Source organism: Sphingobium wenxiniae (genome assembly GCF_007830065.1).
GTDB lineage: Bacteria > Pseudomonadota > Alphaproteobacteria > Sphingomonadales > Sphingomonadaceae > Sphingobium > Sphingobium wenxiniae.
The window spans coordinates 23,208-42,038 of the sequence record NZ_VLKK01000015.1 but is presented as its reverse complement, the minus strand read 5'-3'; the positions used below and the strand labels follow the sequence as shown (position 1 = coordinate 42,038).

Below are 18,831 nucleotides of genomic sequence, written 5' to 3'. Positions count from 1 at the left end.
CGTTCAATTCGGGTTCTGCCTCCGCGAACCGCGCGGCTGCCGCTGGCCGCCATCGGGACGCGGCATCGGCGCCTCGGGACGCGCCTGCGGCCGGGGCGAGGTTACGGCATCGCGGCCGCCGCGCCAACGGCCTCGATCGCCGTCGTTCGTTTGCGGGCGAGTCGCCTGGGGGCGTTGGGGCCGATTGTTCCAGTTGCCCTCGCCCCGTCCGCCGCGATCCCGATTCTGCCAGCGGTCGCGATCCCCGCCGCGCCAGCGGTTGTCGCCGCCATGCGTCGCGCGGCGGCCTTCCCAATAGCGGCGCTGCCCGTCATTCCAGCGATGACGCCGACCGCCGCGATCATAGACATAATAGCCGCTGCCGGGGTAATAATAGCCGTCATACCAGCCATTATAATAGCTGGGATCATAATAGCCCGAATCCCAGTAATTGCCGCCATAATAGCCGCTGCCCACGCCGACGCCGCCATAATAGCCGTCGTCATAGGCACAGCCGGCCACCATCAGGGCGCCCGCCAGACTTATCACCGCGAACAAGGGCCGTTTGAACAAGGCCATCGCCTTTCTCCTCAGACGTTATCGGCCATCCATAATGGCCGGCGGTTGAATTGACCGTGAATGGCTGGGGGATGAAGCAGTTGTTTATCGGGGGTTCAGAAAAATCGGTTCCTGTTCATCTTCCCGACAGAAACCGTTGTATTTGTGCCGCAATTTCCCGGCGAGAGCAGGTTTTTCCTGCCTTCAGGAAACCTTCAAGGGCGCTGGCGGATTTCCTTTCCATGCTCCTGGGGCGCTTTGAGCGCACGGGCAGGCCGGGGGTCCACACCCCGGACGCGATTTTCCTTAAAACCAGAAAAAAGGGTCGTTTCATGAACAGACTGCTTTTCGCGGCGGTTGCCGCTGCGTCCTTCATTCCCGCCGCGGCGGCGGCGCAGGACGATGCAGGCTCCCCCCGCCGCATCGAACCCTATGTCGGCGTGATGGGCGGCGTGGACAATTATGACAGCGAAACCGGGAAGGAAGGCATTCCGCCCGTCGGCTACAAGGGCCGCATGGTCGAGGGCGTCGCGGGCGTGAACTACAATGTCGCCGGGCCGCTGGTCGTCGGCGTCGAAGGCACCGCGTCCAAGGGCGTCAGCGGCGACGTGGACTGGGAATATGGCGCGGCGGGCCGTGTCGGCGTGAAGGCGGGCAAGGACAGCCTGATCTTCGGCAAGGTCGGCTATCGCTGGGTCAATTTCGACGCGCTGGGACCCGACAGCCCCGATTTCCACGGCACCACCTATGGCGCGGGCGTGGAAGTGTCGGCGGCGGACCTCGGCAGCTCGGCGGCCAGCAGCCCCGTCCGCCTGCGTTTCCAGGCGGACACGCTGGGCAATTTCCGCTCCATCCGCCCGATGGCGGGCGTGGTCGCCAAATTCTGACATAAGGTTCGGGCGGGCGTCCCGTGCGCCCGCCCACCCATTCCTCTCCGGAGGAGTCGAGGACGGGTCAGCCATTCGGACTGCGGCTGACCCGTCCTCTTCCGTTTTCATGCGCGGCGTCGGCAGGCTTTCAGGCAGCAGACGGCACCAGACGCGCAACGCCTGCGGCTTATTTCTCCGCGCATAGGCGCTAACCGCTGTTCCTGAGCGCGGTGGCGATGGCGTTGATCGACAGTTCGATGCCCTCCTTGATGCGCGGATCGTCCTCGCCCGCGCGGTGGCGCTTGAGCAATTCGACCTGGAGCAGGTTCAGCGGCTCGATATAGGGCAAACGGAGCCGGATGGATTCGTCGAGCTTCGGATTCTTTTCCAGCAGGCGCGCCTGGCCGGTGGCCGCGAGCAGGCCGTCATGCGTCATCGCCCAGCCGTCCCGGATGCGGGCGAAGATATCCCCGGCGCGCGCCTGATCCTCCACCAGCGGCAGATAGCGCGCGGCGATGCCGAGATCGGACTTCGCCAGCACCATTTCCAGATTGGCGAGCGCGGAGCCGAGGAAGGACCAGCTTTGCGCCATGTCGGCGAGCAGCGCCTTGTCCTCGAACCCCGCGAGCGCATGGCCGACGCCATACCAGCCCGGCAGCATCACGCGCGCCTGCGACCAGCTGAACACCCAGGGGATGGCGCGCAGATCCTCGATCCGCGAGCTTTTGGTGCGGCTGGCGGGGCGCGACCCGATCTTGAGGCCGGAGATTTCCTGAATCGGCGTCAGTTCGCGGAAAAATTCCTTGAAGCCCTCCGTCCCATAAACAAGGTCGCGATAGGCGGCGAAGGCGGCTTGAGAGAGTTCGTCCATCGCGGCGGCGAAGCGGGCGGCGTCGCGCGGCGAGATGCCCTCCGGCTCCAGGCTGGCGAGCAGGGTGGCGCTGGTCATCGCCTCCAGATTCGCCATGGCGACGTCGCGCGTGGCATATTTGGCGGCGATCACTTCGCCCTGTTCGGTGATGCGGATGCGGCCCTGCACCGTGCCCCTGGGCTGGGCCTGGATCGCGGCGAAGGACGAGCCGCCGCCGCGCCCGACCGCGCCGCCCCGGCCGTGGAAAAGCTGCATCGCCGCGCCCGCCTGCGCGAAGACCGGCTCCAGCGCCTTGCTCGCCTTGAACAGGCCCCAGGTGGAGGTGATGTAGCCGCCGTCCTTGTTGCTGTCCGAATAGCCGATCATCACTTCCTGATGGCCGCGCGCCTTCACCACGCCGGAAATCTCCGGCAGGCCGAAATAGGCGGACATGATCTTGGGCGCGGCCTCAAGATCGGCGATGGTTTCGAAGAGGGGCACCGCCATGATCGCGGCCTGCGGCGGATCGCCGTCCGCGCCCGCGCGCCAGAGGCCCGCCTCTTTCAGGAGGATGTTCACTTCCAGGAGGTCGGAGACGCTTTCCGCCTTGGAGATGATGTAATGGGTGATGCATTGCGGGCCGTAGATGCGGTGCGCCTCCGCCGCCGCCTCCACGATGGCGAGTTCGGAAGCGGTTTCCTCCGAATAGTCGGAAAAGCGGGTGCCGAGCGGCCGGTTGCTCGCCAGTTCCCGGCGCAAGAGGGCGATGCGCGCAAATTCGTCGAGGCCGGCATAGTCTTTCTCGACGCCCGCCCGGCTCAGCAGTTCGGCGACGACCCGCTCGTGCACCTCGCTGTTCTGCCGCATGTCGAGCGTGGCGAGATGGAAGCCGAAGGTTTCGACCGCGCGGATCAGACGGCCCAGCGCGCCCCCGGTGGCCAGCGCGCCGTCGCCTTCGTTCGCAAGGCCCTGCGCGATGGTGATGAGATCGCGGCGGAAATCGGCGGGGCCGTCATAAGGCTCCCCCCTGAGCGCGGAGGGGCGCGGCGGCGTGTGGCCGGTGCGGCCCAGATAGGTGGCGGCGAGGCGGGCATAGATGCCCGAAATGGCGCGGCGATAGGGTTCGTCCTGACGGCTGGGGGACGCGTCGCCGCTCGCTTGCGCCAGATCCATCACAGGCTGGGGCACATGGGCGAGTTCAGTCGAAAGCGACAGTTCCGCGCCCAGTTCGTGCACCGCGTCGAGATAATAGCCCAGCGCCGACTGGCAGGCGCGCGACAGGGCGAAGCGAAGCTGCGGCGCCTGGACGAAGGGATTGCCGTCGCGGTCGCCGCCGATCCAGGAGCCGACGCGCAGGAAGCTGGGCGGCCGCGCCTCCAGCACACGTTCCCACCGGGCGTAGAGCGCGGGCAGGGTCGGCAGGAAAATGTCGCGCAGATAGGTCAGGACATTTTCGATCTCGTCCGCGACGAACAGCTTTTCGCGGCGCAGCGGGCGCGTCTGCCACAGCAGCGCGATCTGGCGCAAGATCGCCTCCTCCAGATTTTCGCCCTCGTCGGTTTCCGTGCGGCCCGCGTCGCGCAGGCGCATGAGGTCGGCGATGCGGTTGCGGTGGTCGATCATGCTCTTGCGCCGCACCTCGGTCGGGTGGGCGGTGAGCACCGGCACGACCAGCGCGTCATCGAGCAGCGCCATGACCGCGTCGCGGCTGACGCCTTCGTCCTCCAGCCGCCCGAGGGCGGAGGCGACGTCCGCGCCCGGTTCGGCGGCGACGCCCTGCCGGTCTTCGGCAAGGTTGGCGAGCATCGAGAAGAGCATGAATCCGCGCACGAAGGACAGCGTGTCGTCGAGACTCAAGGCGTCGAGGCCGGTGTCGGTGACGTCCGCGCCCTGGATGCCGCGCGCCCGGTCGACCGAGGCGGAGCGGATATATTCGGTCTGCTTGTAGAGCTTGTCCCCGCCATAGGCGCGGATGACGTCGCCCAGCAGACGGCCGAGGTAGCGGATATCGGGGTTTTGCGTGACCGCCGGAGCGCCCGCCGAAGGTGCAAGAGTCGCCATGGGAAAGGACGCTGCACCGCACCATGAACGGGGTCAAGGGAAACATCCCCTTTGCGCCGCTTCGTTGCGGCAGGGCTTGCGCGGGGGACACAGGCTGGGCCAAAGGACGAAGCGTGACCGCCAGTATCAGCATAGGAACGGACGGCGCGGGCAATCCCGTGCTCGTCGACGTGGAGGAATTGCTCGCGACCCGCCTGCTCGTGCAGGGCAATTCGGGGTCGGGCAAATCGCATCTGCTGCGCCGGCTGCTGGAGGAAAGCGCCCCGCTGGTGCAGCAGGTGGTGATCGATCCGGAAGGCGATTTCGTGACGCTGGCCGATGAATATGGCCATGTGGTGATCGACGCGGGCGACTATAATGAGCGCGAGATCGGCAAGATGGCGACGCGGATTCGCGAGCATCGCGCTTCAGTGGTGCTCAGCCTCGAAAGCCTTGAGCTGGAGGCGCAGATGAAATGCGCCGCGACGTTCCTTTCCACCCTGTTCGACGCGCCGCGCGACCATTGGTATCCCGCGCTCGTCGTGGTCGATGAAGCGCAGATGTTCGCGCCGGTCGCGGCGGGCGATGTATCGGACGAGGCGCGGCGGCTGAGCCTTGCGGCGATGACGAACCTGATGTGCCGGGGGCGCAAGCGCGGCCTTGCGGGCGTGATCGCGACGCAGCGGCTGGCGAAGCTCGCCAAGAATGTGGCGGCCGAGGCGTCGAATTTCCTGATGGGGCGCACCTTCCTCGACATCGACATGGCGCGCGCCGCCGACCTTCTGGGCATGGAGCGGCGGCAGGCGGAGCAGATCCGCGACCTGGAGCGCGGGCGGTTCCTGGCGCTGGGTCCGGCGATCTGCCGCCGCCCGGTCGCGGTCAGGATCGGTTCGGTCAAGACCAGCACGCGCGGCGGCACGCACAAGCTGATGCCGCCGCCCGCCGCCGCGACCGGGGACATGCAGGAACTGCTGTTCGCGCAGGTGGAGGAGGACATGGCCCTGCCCGCGCCGCCGCCCCGGCCCGAACCCGCGCCGCTCCCCGCCGAAGAGGTGATGCGCGCCCTTGCCGCCGCGCCTTCGGCCAAGCCGGCGGAGCCGGAGTTCGACATGGGCGAATCCGACGGCGTGATCGTCGCGGTGCTGGAGGAGATCGTCGCCGACCTTGGCGAGGCGCTGCCCGGCCTATCGACGCTCTATCAGGATTTCACCGTGCGCTGCCGCATGAAGGGGCTGAAACGCGCGCCCATCGACCTGCCCGCCTTCCGCAAGCGTTTCGCCATGGCGCTGGCCGGGATGACGGACGCGGCCGACCCGCGCTGGGAGAATGCGCTGCGGGCGGCGGCGCCTCTGCCGGAGGATATGCTGGCGCCGTTCCTGCTGATCGCGCGGGCGGCGATGCAGGGCTTGCCCTGTCCCGACGATGCGAAGCTGGCGCGGGCCTATGGCACCAGTTCGCCGGGACGGGTGCGGCGGCTGATCGACTATATGGAAAGGCAAGGCGTGATCGTGGCGCGGACTGATTTCGGCGGGCGGCGCTCGATCGGCGTGCCGCAACTGGGGCTGTCGACGGCGGCGGCGGAGGGATGAGCGAGCCGTCCGTCCTGTTCGTATGCCTCGGCAATATCTGCCGGTCGCCGCTGGCGGAGGCCGCGTTCCGGGCGGAGGCGGAGCGGGCGCGGCTGACGGCGGAGGCGGATTCGGCGGGCACGGGCGACTGGCATATCGGCTCCCCGCCCGATTGGCGGGCGCAGGCCGTGGCGCTGCGCCATGGGATCGACATCAGCGGCTATCGCGGGCGGCAGGTGCGGGCGGAGGACTTCCATCGCTTCGGCCATATCTTTGCGTTGGACGGGGCAAATCTGCGCGACCTGCGGCGCATCCGCCCGGCGGACGGCACGGCGCGCCTGGGGCTGCTCATGGACCTTGTGCCGGGGCGCGAGGGAACGAATGTGGCCGATCCCTATTTCGGCGACGCGGCGGGATTCGACGTCACATGGGACGATGTGACGCGCGCGGCGGCGGCCCTGGTGGCGAAGCTGCTGGGGCGCTGACTCCGACATTTTGGAGCACGCGCGCCGACGGTCGCAATCAGCGATGCCGGGCCAAGGCGATCCGTGCGCTGTTCATCCGTCCGGGGCAGCGGCGTATATGCCGTCGAGCACCGCCGCGACGCAGGCGAGCCGCTCGCAGTCCGGATCGAATCCGGCGGACCGCGCCAACCGGTCAGCCCAGGCGGCCGCCATATACCCGCCCCACGCATCGCCCGACGTCGTCAGCGTCTCGCGCGTCGTGCCGCGGAACAGATCGGCAGTGAAATCGTAGAAGGAGCCGCCGACGTTGCGGAACGCCGCACCGGCCCGATCGCCATGAAATTCCGCCGCGATGACGGCATCCTGCCCGGCATGGAGATGCCAGGAACAGGCGATCCGAATCAGCCTGCCGCCGGCGAGCCGGATGGTGGCAAGGCCGTGATCCTCCACCTGCGCCGCGCGATCGGACAGGCGGCGGCCCTTGCTGAACAGATCGGCGCTGATGCCTTCGACCTCGGGGAAGCCGAGCGTCCACAAGGCCAGGTCGATCAGATGCACCCCCAGGTCCATCATGCAGCCGCCGCCCGACAGCAAGGGATCGTAGAACCAGGGTTTGTCCGGGCCATAGGCATTGTGGAAGACAAGATCGACGGCGTGCACGTCGCCCAGTTCGCCCGCAACGACCCTGTCCCTGATGGCGCGCATGCCGGCGGTCCCGCGGTAGGAAAGATCGACGCCGAGCAGGCGATCCGCCCGGCGCGCCGCCTCGATGACTTCCTGAACCTCCATCAGGGTCCGACCGAGCGGCTTCTGGCAGAATACAGGGATGCCCCGCTCCAACGCACGGATGGACTGCTGCGCGTGGAGGGCGCTGGGCGTCGCGATGACCAGCCCGTCGAGATCCTGATCGAGCAGCGCGTCGAACGAATCCAGCCGCGCCGCCCGGGGAGCGAGGCGCGCGGCCTCCGCGCTGTTGCCGGGCAAGGCGTCGGCGATCGCGGCGACCTCGACCGTTCCGGCCCCGATCATGGCTTCCATGCGATGGCGGCCGATCCAGCCGACCCCCAGGAAGCCGATGCGCGGCAGCGACAGAACCGGCGCCGCGGCGGCAGGAGCGGACAGGGGCGTCATAGCGTTATGACCGCTTTCACGAAGCCGCCAGGCTTGTCCCGCGTCGCATCCAGTGCTTCCCCCAGCTTTTCCAGCGGATAGACGTGCGTGTAGAGCGGCGCGGGGTCGAGGCGGCCCGTGGCGACCGCATCGACGGCGGCCCGCACGCCTTGCGCATAGACCAGCGGATCCCGCTCATGCGCATTGACGACATCGATGCCGCGCCAGTTCCACAGCCACATGTTGACTTGCCGGGGACCGTCCTGATGATAGCCGGCGATGACGAGCCTGCCGCGCTCGGCCGTCAGTTCCCCGGCCAGGTCGAGCGGCCATTGCTTGCCCACGGCTTCGATCACCCGTTCGCACAGGCGCCCGCCGGTCAGGGCGCTCACCTGGTCGATGATGCCCTGATGATCGTCCATCGCGATCGTTTCGCGGGCGCCGAAGCGGCGCGCGAGGTCAAGCGAAGAGCGGCGTCGCGAAATGGCGATCACCCGCGCGCCCGCGTCGGACGCGAGCCTGGCGAGGATCGCGCCCAGGAAGCCGATGCCGATGATGGCAACCGTCTGCCCGGCCCGAATGTCCGAGCGGCGGAAGATGTTGAAGGCGCAGCCCAGCGGCTCGCCCGGAAATATCGCGCCATCGAGCGCGGGCGGCAACGGCACCACGGCCGTTTCGTCGGCAATGTCATATTCGGCGTAGCTGGCATGGGAGAGCGCCGCCACGCGCTTCCCCGGCGCCACCTGCGTCACGCCCGCGCCGACCGCGTCGACCACGCCCCATCCTTCATGGCCGAGCGAGCCGGGGGCGGTGGGGAACTGCTGCCATTCGGGACCGGCCCATGGCGTGAGATTGGACGCGCAGACCCCGCATCCTTCAAGCCGGATGCGCACCTGACCGAGGCCCGGTTCCGGCCGGGGCACATGGTCCACGCGGATTGCGCCGGGGCCGGTCACGACCGCCGCGCGCATCGTGACGACAGGCGCATCCGCCGAAGCGTTCCGCTCGATTGCCGCGAGGCCGCTCATTCCGCGGCCACCGCCATCACGCCTTCTCCGTTGATGAAGGCTGCCAGCGCCTCATGCGCCTGATCGTCGGTCATCTGGCGCGGCGGGTGCTTGCAGAAATAGGCGGCCGCCGGGTGGATCGGACCGGCCAGCCCGCGATCCATGGCGAGTTTGGCGCAGCGGATCATATCGATGGCGACGCCCGCCGAATTGGGGCTGTCCTCGACCGACAGGCGCAGCTCCAGATTCATCGGCACGCCGCCGAACAACTGCCCTTCCATGCGCAGGAAGCAGACCTTGTTGTCGTTCTGCCAGGCGACATAGTCGGACGGGCCGATATGGATATTCTCGTCCTCCAGCCGCGTCTCGGCCACCGACTGCACGGCTTCGGTCTTGGAGATCTTCTTCGACTTGAGCCGCGTGCGATTCGACATGTTGAGGAAGTCGGTATTGCCGCCGGTGTTGAGCTGATAGGTGCGGTCCAGCTTCACGCCGCGCTTTGCGAAGAGGTCGGTCAGGACGCGGTGGACGATCGTGGCGCCCAGTTGCGCCTTGATGTCGTCGCCGATGATCGGCACGCCCGCCGCGGCAAAGCGTTCCGCCCAGACCGGGTCGCTGGCGATGAAGACGGGGATGTTGTTGACGAAGGCCACCCCCGCCTCCAGCGCGCATTCGGCGTAGAATTCGGTCGCCTGCTGCGAGCCCACGGGCAGATAGTTGAGCAGCACGTCGACCTCGGCCGCGCGCAGCCGCTCGACCACCCCTTCCCGCCCTGCTTCGGGTGCATCGGCCGGCAGGAAGGTGCGGTCGTCGGGATAGTCGGCCATATGTTCGGCAAAACCGTCGAGACGCCGGCCCATTTCCACCGTCACGCCGATCGGCTTCACGTCCGGGCAGAAGACCTGCGTGCAATTGGGCCTGGCGAAGACGGCTTCGGCCACGTCGCGGCCCACCTTGCGCCGATCGATGTCCCATGCCGCCGCGACGCGGATGTCGCACGGACGATAGCCGCCGATTTCCCAGTGCATGAGGCCATGGTGATCGTTGCTTTCGGCACGATAGTGCGACAGGCCCTGCACCAGCGAACTGGCGCAGTTGCCGACGCCGACGATGCCGATGTTGATGGGATGTGATGGCATGGGGATTCTCCCTCGTTCAGGCGGTCCGGGCGATCGGCGGCGCGGCGCGCGCGGACGCGTAGCGGTCGATCATCCAGGCGCAGAAATCCGCGAAGGCCTGCGGCTCGTGGACGGCGCTGGTGTGATGGGGCGCGATCCCCAGATGCTCGGGCGTGAAACAGAAAGTGACCGTGACATCGAAGTCCGCGAGCGCTTCCATCTGCCGGTCGAACCAGTCGATCGCGCCGGGACGGAAGCTGTCCGCCCAGGACAGGCCCGTCCGCAGATGGCGCACGCCCAGCCGCTTCATCCAGGCGACCGCATCGTCCAGGCGCGGGTCCTCGAAGTGGAACCATTGCATGAGGCCCATGTCGCCGGCGACCCTGCCATATGCCTCCAGCGCGGGCTTGGGCGTGCCGTCGGCGCGGATCAGGCCCATGTAGAAATGGCGGTAATAGCTGGAACCCTCCGCCTCGCGGTGGCGCGTGGTCGCGCCCCATTCCTGCGGCAGGTCGAACAGGCTGTACCAATAGACGCGCGGCACCCGGCCGATCAGCAGTTCGGCCGTGCGGTCGATGCCGAAGACCTGCACCTCCTCGGCCCCGAAGGAACCGACGCCGACCTCCGTGACCCAGACCGGCTTTTCCGGCACGACCGCTTCTATCTCGCCGATCTGCTTGGGCCAGTCGTGGATCGACCAGAGATTCCAGTCGAGAGGAAAGCCATGCACCGCAACCACATCGACGGCATCCAGCGCACCATGGCCCCGCATCCGCTTCACCCAATGCGGATCAATCGGCGACATGCCGCCCAATATGCGCGTGACGGCGGGATTGACATCGCGGATCGCCTTGCCCGCGCGGATCACCATATCGGCATAGAGCGACCAGTCGGGATCGATCTCCATATCCCAATGCGACTTGTTGTTCGGCTCGTTCCAGATCATCGCGGCTTCGATCATGCGTCCTGCTCCTCCTGCGGTCCGGATGCCGGATAGACGGCCGCGCTGCCCATCCATTCCCCATAGGGAAGGGATGCGACGCGGCAGAGATAGACTTCATCTTCCGGCTGCGCCTCGATCGTGAAGCCGGCGGCGCGCAGCATCGCCTGGCTGCACGCGGCGTTGGGCGCCCACCAGTTGGTCCAGTCATGGGCGAACTTCTTCTCGATGAAGTGCATGCGCGGATAGGCCGGATTGTCGAAGAAGCCCGGCGGCCGGCTTGTGCCGGGCACATGGAACGGGTGGTCTTCGGGCACGTTCAGGACGTCGGCCGAACCCTGCTGCATCGTCTGGAACAGCATCAGATCGCCCGCGACATGTTCGCGGATCAGGTCGAGCGCCAGCAGCGGATGGCGCAGATGGTAGAGAACCCCCATGAAGATGACGAGATCGAAACGGCGGCCGAGCCTGCCCACGTCATAGACCGACAGGTTGCGAAAGCCGATGCCTTCAAAACCCAGGGCTTCGGCGGCGAACCGCGCCTGGGCAAGGTAGCGTTCGTCCGAATCGATGCCCAGCACTTCCGCGGCGCCCCGGCGCTTCATCTCGATCGAATAGAAGCCGGCATTGCACCCGATGTCGAGGACCGACTTTCCGGAAAGATCGGCCGGGAGCGCCGCTTCGAACCGGGCGAACTTGAACGCGGGATAATCCCCCAGGAAATGGTCGGGCGCCGTTTGCACGGCCCCGATGCGCAGATTGTGGAACCAGGGGCCGAGCGCCTCGATCCGGCGGCGCATCTCGAATGTGTCGGCATGGCTCTGTACGATCTTCGCTGTCATGCGGGCACCTCGTTGATGCGGGTCACGCGCGCGCCGCCGGCGCCGATCTCAACGGTGCTGATCGATCCGGGATCGATGTCGAACCGCAATATGTCGTCGAGACTGCGACCCAGATAATGGGCGATGGCGCCGCGGATGATGTCGCAATGCGTCACGCACAGGACCGTCCCGCCCGCACGCGCCCGCGCATGCTCCTCCAGATGCCGGACGATCCGCCGGACCGCCTGCATCATCGTCTCGCCGCCCGGAGTGGAAGCGGCCGAGCGGCGGCGATTCCACGCATCCCAAAGGACGTCGCCGTCCAGATCGGCGAAGCTGCGGCCGTTCCATGCGCCGAAGTCGACCTCGTCCAGCGCATCGACCATGTCCACCTCCGCCGCATGGGCCGCCGCTATGATCGACGCCGTCTCCAGCGTGCGCGTGCGCGGGCTGGCGTGAATCGCGAACGGCTTCCCGAGCAGCGGCCATGCCGCGACGCGGGCCGCCTGCTTCCGGCCGACGGCGTTGAGGCGCGCGGCCCCGGCGCGTCCGCTCAGCAGCTTTCCATATTCCGTATGCACGCCATGCCGTACGAGATGGAAGCGGGTGGGAGAGTCAAGCATCAACATAGATGCCACACAACCAACCCCGAACCGGTAAAGTTCCATATCTGATATAATTGATAAAGCCGTTATTATTTCCAATTATACATAACATTAAATAAGATCACCTGGTTTATCTTAAGATAACATAGGTTATTACATCTGAACATACCCTATACGGGTCTATATTGCGTTTCATTGTTGCTTTGTACCCGGAACCAAGCGGTAGAAGAAGATGTTCCTCCTGCCACTACCGCTGCGGCCGTCCAGATCCCGCCCGCATCGGTAGCCAGCAACAGGTCCAAGAGAGGAACGCTCGTGGAGAACATACTCGTCACCGGTGGCGCAGGCTTTATCGGCCGGCAGGTTTGCCGGGAGCTGCTGACACGCGGCCATGCGGTCCGGGTGCTCGACAACCTGATCGAGCAGGTTCACGGCAATGAGGAGCGCCCGGCGGATCTCGATCCCCAGGTCGAGCTGATCCGCGCGGACGTGCGCAACGGCAATGCGGTGGAGCGCGCCTTGCAGGGCGTGGACAGCGTCATTCACCTTGCCGCGGAAGTGGGCGTCGGCCAGTCGATGTACGAAGTGGAACGCTACACCTCGGTCAACGATGTGGGCACCGCCGTCCTCTTCGAACGGCTGATCGATCATCCGGTGCGCCGCGTCGTCACCGCGTCTTCCATGAGCATCTATGGCGAAGGGCTCTATCGCGACCAGGACGGCCAGCCGGTGCAGGATGCCGAGCGCGGCGCGGTCCGCGACGACCAGAAGGTCTGGGAACCGCTCGACCGCCTTGGCCGGCCGCTCGCGCCGGTCGCGACCCCCGAATGGAAGCGGCCCCATCTCGCGTCGATCTATGCGCTCAACAAATATGTGCAGGAACGCACGACCCATATCATGACCGCGCCCTATGGCATGGAGGGCGTCTGCCTGCGGCTCTTCAACGTCTATGGGCCGGGCCAGGCGCTGTCCAATCCCTATACGGGCGTGCTCGCGATCTTCGCGTCCCGGCTGCTGAACGGGCAGAAGCCGATGATCTTCGAGGATGGCGGCCAGCGGCGCGACTTCGTGCACGTAAGCGACGTCGGCCGCGCCTTCGCCGATGCGCTCGAACTGCCGCAGGCGGCGGGCGGCACATTCAACATAGGGTCGGGCCGCGACCGCTCCGTGACCGAAGTGGCGCAGGCCCTCGCCGCCGCGATGGGGAAGAACGATGCCGAGCCGGAGATCGTCGGCAAGGCACGGACCGGCGACATCCGCCACTGCTTCTGCGACACGACGCTGGCGGCCGAAACGCTCGGGTTCCATGCGCGGCAGGATTTCGAGCAGGGATTGGCGGAGCTGGCGGAATGGGTCGCGCGGCAGACCGCCGACGACCGCGTGGCGGAGGCGCGAGCGGAACTGGAAGCGCGGGGACTGGTCGCATGAGCCGCCCCGATCCGCGACCCGTCCTCGTCACCGGCGGCGCGGGTTTCATCGGCTGCAACATTGCCGACCGGCTCGCAGGCGAAGGGCATCAGGTCATCATCTATGATTCCCTGGCCCGACCCGGCGTGGAACGCAACCTGCTCTGGCTGGAGCAGCGGCACGGCGCGCGGATCGCGCCCGTCATCGCCGATATCCGCGACGATGCGATGCTCGACCGAATGGTCGCGCGCGCCAAGGCGGTGTTCCATATGGCCGCGCAGGTGGCCGTGACCACCAGTCTCGCGGACCCGCGCCGGGATTTCCAGGTCAATGCGCTCGGCACCTTCACGCTGCTGGAAAGCGCCCGCCGCTGCGCCGCTGCGCCGCCCGTGATCTTCGCGTCCACCAACAAGGTCTATGGCGGACTGGAGGATCTGGAGTTCGAGCTTGCCGGCAACGCTTATCAGCCCGCCGACGCCGCGTTGCGCGCCCATGGCATCGACGAGAGCCGGCCGCTCGATTTCCACACGCCTTATGGCTGCTCGAAGGGCGCGGCCGACCAATATGTGCTGGACTATGGCCGCAGCTTCGGCGTGCCCACCGCCGTCCTGCGGATGAGCTGCATCTACGGCCAACGGCAGATGGGAACGGAGGATCAGGGCTGGGTCGCGCATTTCCTCATCAGCGCGATCGAGGGACGGACCATCACGCTTTACGGCGACGGATGCCAGGTGCGCGACATATTGGACGTGGGCGACGCCGTGGACGCCTATCTCGGCCTCTGGCGCAACATCGACCATGTGCGCGGGCGCGCCTTCAACCTGGGCGGCGGCGCGGACAATGCGGTCAGCCTGCGCCGGATCCTCGACCATATCGGGGATTGCCTCGACCGTCGCCTCGATATCGAAATGTCGGACTGGCGCGCGGGCGACCAGCGCTATTTCGTCGCCGACACCCGCGCCCTGACGCAAGCGATAAATCCCGGGCCGCGCAAACCCTGGCGGCAGGGCGTGGCCGATCTCGCCGATTGGCTTGTCCGGGAGCGGCAAAACGGGCCGGTGACGGCAGGCGCATCCTTGCGGATGGAGAAGGCGCTTTGACCCGCGCGCGCCATATCCTGCTCACCGCCGACGCGCTCGGCGGCGTGTGGCAATATTCCACGGGCCTGGCGGCCGCGCTGCTGCCCTTGGGCTATGAGGTGACGCTTGCCGTGCTCGGCCCGGCGCTGGACGAGGCGCAAAGGGCGAGCACCGCCGCCATTGCGAACCTGCGCCTGATGCAAACCGGCCTTGACCTCGAATGGCTCGCCGACGAGCCGGACCGGATGATCGGCGCCGAACGCCGGCTGGCCGAAATGGCCGGCGATCTGCGCGCGGACATCGTGCAGTTGCACAGCCCCGCCCTGGCCGGCGCGGGACGCTATCCATGCCCTGTCGTCGCCGTGCTGCACAGCTGCGTGGCGACCTGGTGGTCGGCGGTGCGCGGCGGCCCGCCGCCGCAGGATTTCGCCTGGCGCACGGCGCTGGTGGAGAAGGGCCTCCGGCAGGCGACGCTGTCCATCGCGCCCAGCATGGCCTTCGCCGCGGCCGCCCAACGGCAATATGGCGTCGCGCCCGTGCCGGTCCACAACGGCCGGACCCTGCCGGTGCAGCCCCAGGCCGCGCAGGACTGCATCTTCACGGCCGGGCGCCTGTGGGACGAAGGCAAGAATGTCCATGTGCTCGACGAGGCGGCGAGTCACCTCAGCGTGCCGTTCAAGGCCGCGGGGCCGACCCGTTCTCCGCACGGCGAGAGCGTCGCATTCGGGACCCTCCACCTGCTGGGCGTGCTCGATGAAGCGGCGCTGGCGCGCCATCTGGGCGCGCGGCCGATCTTCGTCTCGGCCGCGCTCTACGAACCCTTCGGCCTTGCCGTCCTCGAAGCCGCCATTGCGGGCTGTCCCCTGATCCTGTCCGACATCCCGACCTTCCGCGAACTGTGGAACGGCGCTGCGCTGTTCGTGGACCCGCGCGATCCCCGCGCCTTTGCCCGCGCGATCGAGGGGTTGATCGAGGACAGGGCGGCGCGCGCCGAAGCGGGCCGACGCGCACGGGAACGCGCGCAACGCTACACGCCCGCCGCCATGGCCGGCCGGATGGCCGCTCTCTACGATCAGGTCCAGAGCAGGGCGGCGGCATGAAGATCGTCTATTTCACCCATTCGCTGCTTTCCTGCTGGAACCACGGCAATGCGCACTTCCTGCGCGGCGTCCTGCGCGAACTGGCGGCGCTCGGCCACGATGTCGTGGCGCTGGAACAGGAGGGCAACTGGAGCCTGTCGAATCTCCTCGCCGACCATGGCGAGGGGGGCCTGACCGCCTTTCGCGCCGCCTATCCCGATCTGCGCGCCCACAGCTATCGCCCCGGCGCGGACGTCGATATGCTGCTGGACGGTGCCGATCTGGTGATCGTCCACGAATGGAACGAACCGGCCCTTGTCGCGCGGATCGGCCGGGTGCGCGCGAGGAACGGCACATTCACGCTGCTGTTCCACGACACCCATCACCGGGCCGTCTCGGACCCCGACGCGATCCGCGCCTGCGACCTTGACGGCTTCGACGGAATACTCGCCTTTGGCGAGGCGCTGTCCGAGGTCTATCGCCAATGGGGCTGGGGCGAGCGGGTCTGGACCTGGCATGAAGCGGCGGACATCCGCCATTTCCACCCCCCGGCGCGGGAGAGCGAGCGGAACGGTCTCGTCTGGATCGGCAATTGGGGCGACGGCGAACGCACGACGGAACTGGAAGAATATCTGTTCCGGCCCGCCTGCGCGGCCGGCTTGCCGCTCGACATCCATGGCGTGCGCTATCCCGGGGAGGCGCTGGGAATACTCGGCCGCTACGGTGCGCGTTATCACGGCTGGGCGCCCAATGCAGCGGCGCCGGACATCTTCGCGCGGCACGCCGCCACCGTCCATGTGCCCCGGCGCTATTATACCCGGCTCCTCCCGGGCATCCCGACCATCAGGGTGTTCGAGGCGCTGGCATGCGGCATCCCGCTTCTGTCCGCGCCGTGGAGCGACGCGGAAGGCCTTTTCCGGCCCGGTGAGGATTTCCTGTTCGCAAAGGACGGCGCGGAGATGACGCGCCGGCTGCGCGCGGTCGCCTCCGATCCCGGCCTGCGCGCGGCGCTGGCGCGGAGCGGACTGGAAACGGTGCGGGAACGGCACAGCTGCGCCCACCGCGCGCGGGAACTTCTGGCCGTGGTCGATCCATTGCAGCCGTCGATCCGGCCTCAGCTTGCAGGGAGCATCGCATGAAGATCGCCTTTTACGGCTCAAGCCTGCTGTCGTCCTACTGGAACGGCGCCGCAACCTATTATCGGGGCATCCTGCGCGAACTGGCGGATCGCGGGCATGAGGTCGTCTTCCATGAACCCGATGCCTTCGATCGCCAGCAGCATCGCGACATGGACCCGCCCGATTGGGCGCGCGTCCGCGTCTATCCAGCGACGGCCGACGCGCTGGTCGGCGTCATGGACGCGGCGGCGGAGGCCGACGTGGTGGTCAAGGCCAGCGGCGTCGGCATATTCGACGATGAGCTGCTGGACGGCGTCATGCGGCGCGCCCGGCCGGAGGCCCTGCGCATATTCTGGGACGTCGACGCGGCCGCCACCCTGGACGACATGCGGGCCGTGCCGGACCATGCGGTCCGCCGCGCGCTCCCGAACCTTGACCTTGTCCTGACCTATGGCGGCGGCGATCCGGTCGTGAACGCCTATCGCGCCATGGGCGCGCGGGACTGCATTCCGGTCTATAATGCGCTTGATCCGACGAGCCATTTTCCGGTTCCGCCGGATCAGCGCTTCGCGGCCGATCTCGCCTTCCTGGGCAACCGCCTGCCCGACCGGGAGGCCCGCGTGGAGGAATTCTTCCTGAAACCGGCCGCCTTGCTGCCGACGCGGTCCTTCCTGATCGGCGGCAATGGCTGGGACACGAAGGCGATGCCGGCCAATGTGCGCCACCGGGGCCATGTCTACACGGCCGAGCATAATGCCTTCAACTGCACGCCGCTCGCCGTGCTGAACGTCGCGCGCGACAGCATGGCGCATATCGGCTTTTCGCCGGCCACGCGGGTTTTCGAGGCGGCCGGCGCAGGCGCCTGCCTCATTACCGACGCCTGGGAAGGGATCGAGATGTTCCTGCAGCCGGGCGAGGAAGTGCTGGTCGCGCGCGATGGTCAAGATGTGGCGGATCATCTCGCCACGCTCACCCCCGAACGGGCGCGGGCCATCGGCCGCGCCGCGCTCGCCCGGGTCAGGGCCGAACATAGCTACGCGCTACGCGGCGCGCAGGTCGACGCGATCCTGCGCGAGCATATGGGCCGGACCGCGAACCGGCAGCATCAGATGGAGGGCGCATGAAACTCGTCGTTCTCGGCCTCAGTCTCTCCTCGTCCTGGGGCAACGGCCACGCTACAACCTATCGCGCGCTGCTGTCGGCCTTTGCGGCGAGAGGGCACGACATCCTCTTTCTGGAGAGGAACGTCCCCTGGTATGCCAGCCAACGCGATCTCGAGGCGCCTGACTATTGCCGGCTCGATTTCTACGCCGATCTGCCGGCGCTGGAAGACTGGCGAGGCGAGATCGCGTCGGCCGATGCCGTCATCGTCGGCTCCTATGTGCCCGATGGTGTTGCCGTCGGCCAATATGTGCAGCGCCATGCCCGGTCGGTCACGGCCTTCTACGACATCGACACGCCGGTAACGCTGGCAGCGCTCAGGGCAGGACATTGCGATTATCTGTCGGCGGAGCTGATCGCTGGCTACGACCTCTATTGCTCCTTCACCGGCGGCCCCACGCTCACCCTGCTGGAGGATCGTTACGGCTCGCCATTGGCCCGTGCGCTCTACTGCTCGGTCGACACGGACATGTATCGCCCGGCGGATGTGCCCAAGCGCTGGGACCTTTCCTATCTCGGCACCTACAGCGCGGACCGGCAGCCGACCCTGGAACGCCTGCTGATCGAGCCGGCGCGCCTGCTGCCCGGCAAACGCTTCGTCGTGGCCGGGCCGCAATATCCCGAAGACATCGACTGGCCGGCCAATGTGGAGCGCATCGATCATCTGCCGCCCAAAGATCATCCCGCCTTCTATTCGGCTTCCCGCTATACGCTCAATGTCACGCGCGCCGACATGATCGAAGCCGGCTGGTCGCCCTCGGTGCGGCTGTTCGAGGCGGCCGCGTGCGGCACGCCGATCATCTCCGACATATGGCCGGGCCTCGATGCGCTGCTCGCGCCGAACCGGGAAATCCTGTTCGCCGACAAGCCCGAGCAGATCATCCTGTGGCTGCACGAAGACCGGGCGCGCATCGGCGACGCCGCACAGGCGCGCATCCATGCCGAGCACAGCGCGGCCACCCGCGCCGCACAACTGGAGGCGCATCTTAACGAAGCCGCGGCGATGCGGACGCAGGACAGGATTGCCGCTGCGGAATGAACCACACCCCGCGAGAAGG

17 protein-coding genes are annotated in these 18,831 nt (G+C 67.3%); 9 read left to right on the top strand and 8 right to left on the bottom strand.

Annotation, left to right across the window (positions count from 1 at the left end):
- Nucleotides 1-3 precede the first annotated feature (3 nt).
- Entirely contained in the window at nucleotides 4-558 is a 555-nt protein-coding gene (locus IQ35_RS21590) for a single stranded DNA-binding domain-containing protein (RefSeq protein ID WP_242003373.1), read from the bottom strand.
- A gap of 311 nt (nucleotides 559-869) precedes the next feature.
- Here IQ35_RS21590 and IQ35_RS16065 point away from each other — a divergent pair, with 311 nt between their 5' ends.
- On the top strand, nucleotides 870-1,424 hold the full coding sequence (locus IQ35_RS16065) for an outer membrane protein (RefSeq protein ID WP_145074852.1): 555 nt from the start codon (nucleotides 870-872) through the stop codon (nucleotides 1,422-1,424).
- A 190-nt stretch (nucleotides 1,425-1,614) separates the two neighbouring features.
- Here the strand turns inward: IQ35_RS16065 and ppc are convergent, their stop codons facing one another.
- Entirely contained in the window at nucleotides 1,615-4,317 is a 2,703-nt protein-coding gene (gene ppc, locus IQ35_RS16060; RefSeq protein ID WP_145074849.1) for a phosphoenolpyruvate carboxylase, read from the bottom strand.
- Nucleotides 4,318-4,430: 113 nt separating this feature from the next.
- On the opposite strand from ppc, the gene IQ35_RS16055 reads away from it, so the two are divergent.
- Together IQ35_RS16055 and IQ35_RS16050 are read left to right on the top strand one after the other, a co-directional pair.
- A complete protein-coding gene (locus tag IQ35_RS16055; protein WP_145074846.1) occupies nucleotides 4,431-5,885 on the top strand; it encodes a helicase HerA domain-containing protein in 1,455 nt (484 codons plus the stop codon).
- Nucleotides 5,882-6,349 (top strand): low molecular weight protein-tyrosine-phosphatase, encoded by a 468-nt coding sequence (locus tag IQ35_RS16050; protein ID WP_021245174.1) that lies wholly within the window; start codon nucleotides 5,882-5,884, stop codon nucleotides 6,347-6,349. The genes IQ35_RS16055 and IQ35_RS16050 overlap by 4 nt, the downstream gene beginning before the upstream one ends.
- A gap of 72 nt (nucleotides 6,350-6,421) precedes the next feature.
- On the opposite strand, the gene IQ35_RS16045 is transcribed toward IQ35_RS16050, so the two are convergent.
- Genes IQ35_RS16045 through IQ35_RS16020 form a run of 6 tightly spaced genes read right to left on the bottom strand, consistent with a single transcriptional unit; the run spans nucleotide 6,422 to nucleotide 11,947 of the window.
- A complete protein-coding gene (locus IQ35_RS16045) occupies nucleotides 6,422-7,459 on the bottom strand; it encodes a Gfo/Idh/MocA family protein (RefSeq protein WP_184204978.1) in 1,038 nt (345 codons plus the stop codon).
- A complete protein-coding gene (locus tag IQ35_RS16040) occupies nucleotides 7,456-8,466 on the bottom strand; it encodes an MDR/zinc-dependent alcohol dehydrogenase-like family protein (protein WP_199739973.1) in 1,011 nt (336 codons plus the stop codon). Before IQ35_RS16040 ends, IQ35_RS16045 begins: the two co-directional genes overlap by 4 nt.
- A complete protein-coding gene (locus IQ35_RS16035) occupies nucleotides 8,463-9,584 on the bottom strand; it encodes an inositol-3-phosphate synthase (RefSeq protein WP_021245171.1) in 1,122 nt (373 codons plus the stop codon). The genes IQ35_RS16040 and IQ35_RS16035 overlap by 4 nt, the downstream gene beginning before the upstream one ends.
- A 16-nt stretch (nucleotides 9,585-9,600) precedes the next feature.
- Nucleotides 9,601-10,581 (bottom strand): glycosyl hydrolase, encoded by a 981-nt coding sequence (locus tag IQ35_RS16030; protein WP_081659727.1) that lies wholly within the window; start codon nucleotides 10,579-10,581, stop codon nucleotides 9,601-9,603.
- Nucleotides 10,521-11,345 (bottom strand): TIGR04290 family methyltransferase, encoded by an 825-nt coding sequence (locus IQ35_RS16025; protein ID WP_021245169.1) that lies wholly within the window; start codon nucleotides 11,343-11,345, stop codon nucleotides 10,521-10,523. The genes IQ35_RS16030 and IQ35_RS16025 overlap by 61 nt, the downstream gene beginning before the upstream one ends.
- On the bottom strand, nucleotides 11,342-11,947 hold the full coding sequence (locus tag IQ35_RS16020) for a histidine phosphatase family protein (protein ID WP_242003372.1): 606 nt from the start codon (nucleotides 11,945-11,947) through the stop codon (nucleotides 11,342-11,344). The genes IQ35_RS16025 and IQ35_RS16020 overlap by 4 nt, the downstream gene beginning before the upstream one ends.
- Nucleotides 11,948-12,244: 297 nt before the next feature.
- Between IQ35_RS16020 and IQ35_RS16015 the strand changes: the two genes are divergently transcribed.
- Genes IQ35_RS16015 through IQ35_RS15990 form a run of 6 tightly spaced genes read left to right on the top strand, consistent with a single transcriptional unit; the run spans nucleotide 12,245 to nucleotide 18,812 of the window.
- Nucleotides 12,245-13,357, top strand: a complete 1,113-nt coding sequence (locus tag IQ35_RS16015) for an SDR family NAD(P)-dependent oxidoreductase (protein ID WP_021245167.1) — start codon at nucleotides 12,245-12,247, stop codon at nucleotides 13,355-13,357.
- Complete coding sequence (locus IQ35_RS16010) at nucleotides 13,354-14,436, top strand: SDR family NAD(P)-dependent oxidoreductase (RefSeq protein ID WP_021245166.1); 1,083 nt, start codon at nucleotides 13,354-13,356, stop codon at nucleotides 14,434-14,436. The genes IQ35_RS16015 and IQ35_RS16010 overlap by 4 nt, the downstream gene beginning before the upstream one ends.
- A complete protein-coding gene (locus tag IQ35_RS16005; RefSeq protein WP_021245165.1) occupies nucleotides 14,433-15,515 on the top strand; it encodes a glycosyltransferase family 4 protein in 1,083 nt (360 codons plus the stop codon). The genes IQ35_RS16010 and IQ35_RS16005 overlap by 4 nt, the downstream gene beginning before the upstream one ends.
- A complete protein-coding gene (locus IQ35_RS16000; RefSeq protein ID WP_145074840.1) occupies nucleotides 15,512-16,633 on the top strand; it encodes a CgeB family protein in 1,122 nt (373 codons plus the stop codon). The genes IQ35_RS16005 and IQ35_RS16000 overlap by 4 nt, the downstream gene beginning before the upstream one ends.
- Nucleotides 16,630-17,736 (top strand): CgeB family protein, encoded by a 1,107-nt coding sequence (locus tag IQ35_RS15995; RefSeq protein ID WP_021245163.1) that lies wholly within the window; start codon nucleotides 16,630-16,632, stop codon nucleotides 17,734-17,736. Before IQ35_RS16000 ends, IQ35_RS15995 begins: the two co-directional genes overlap by 4 nt.
- The gene (locus IQ35_RS15990) at nucleotides 17,733-18,812 is read left to right on the top strand and encodes a CgeB family protein (protein WP_145074836.1); all 1,080 of its coding nucleotides are present in this window, start codon (nucleotides 17,733-17,735) and stop codon (nucleotides 18,810-18,812) included. The genes IQ35_RS15995 and IQ35_RS15990 overlap by 4 nt, the downstream gene beginning before the upstream one ends.
- Nucleotides 18,813-18,831: the final 19 nt, after the last annotated feature.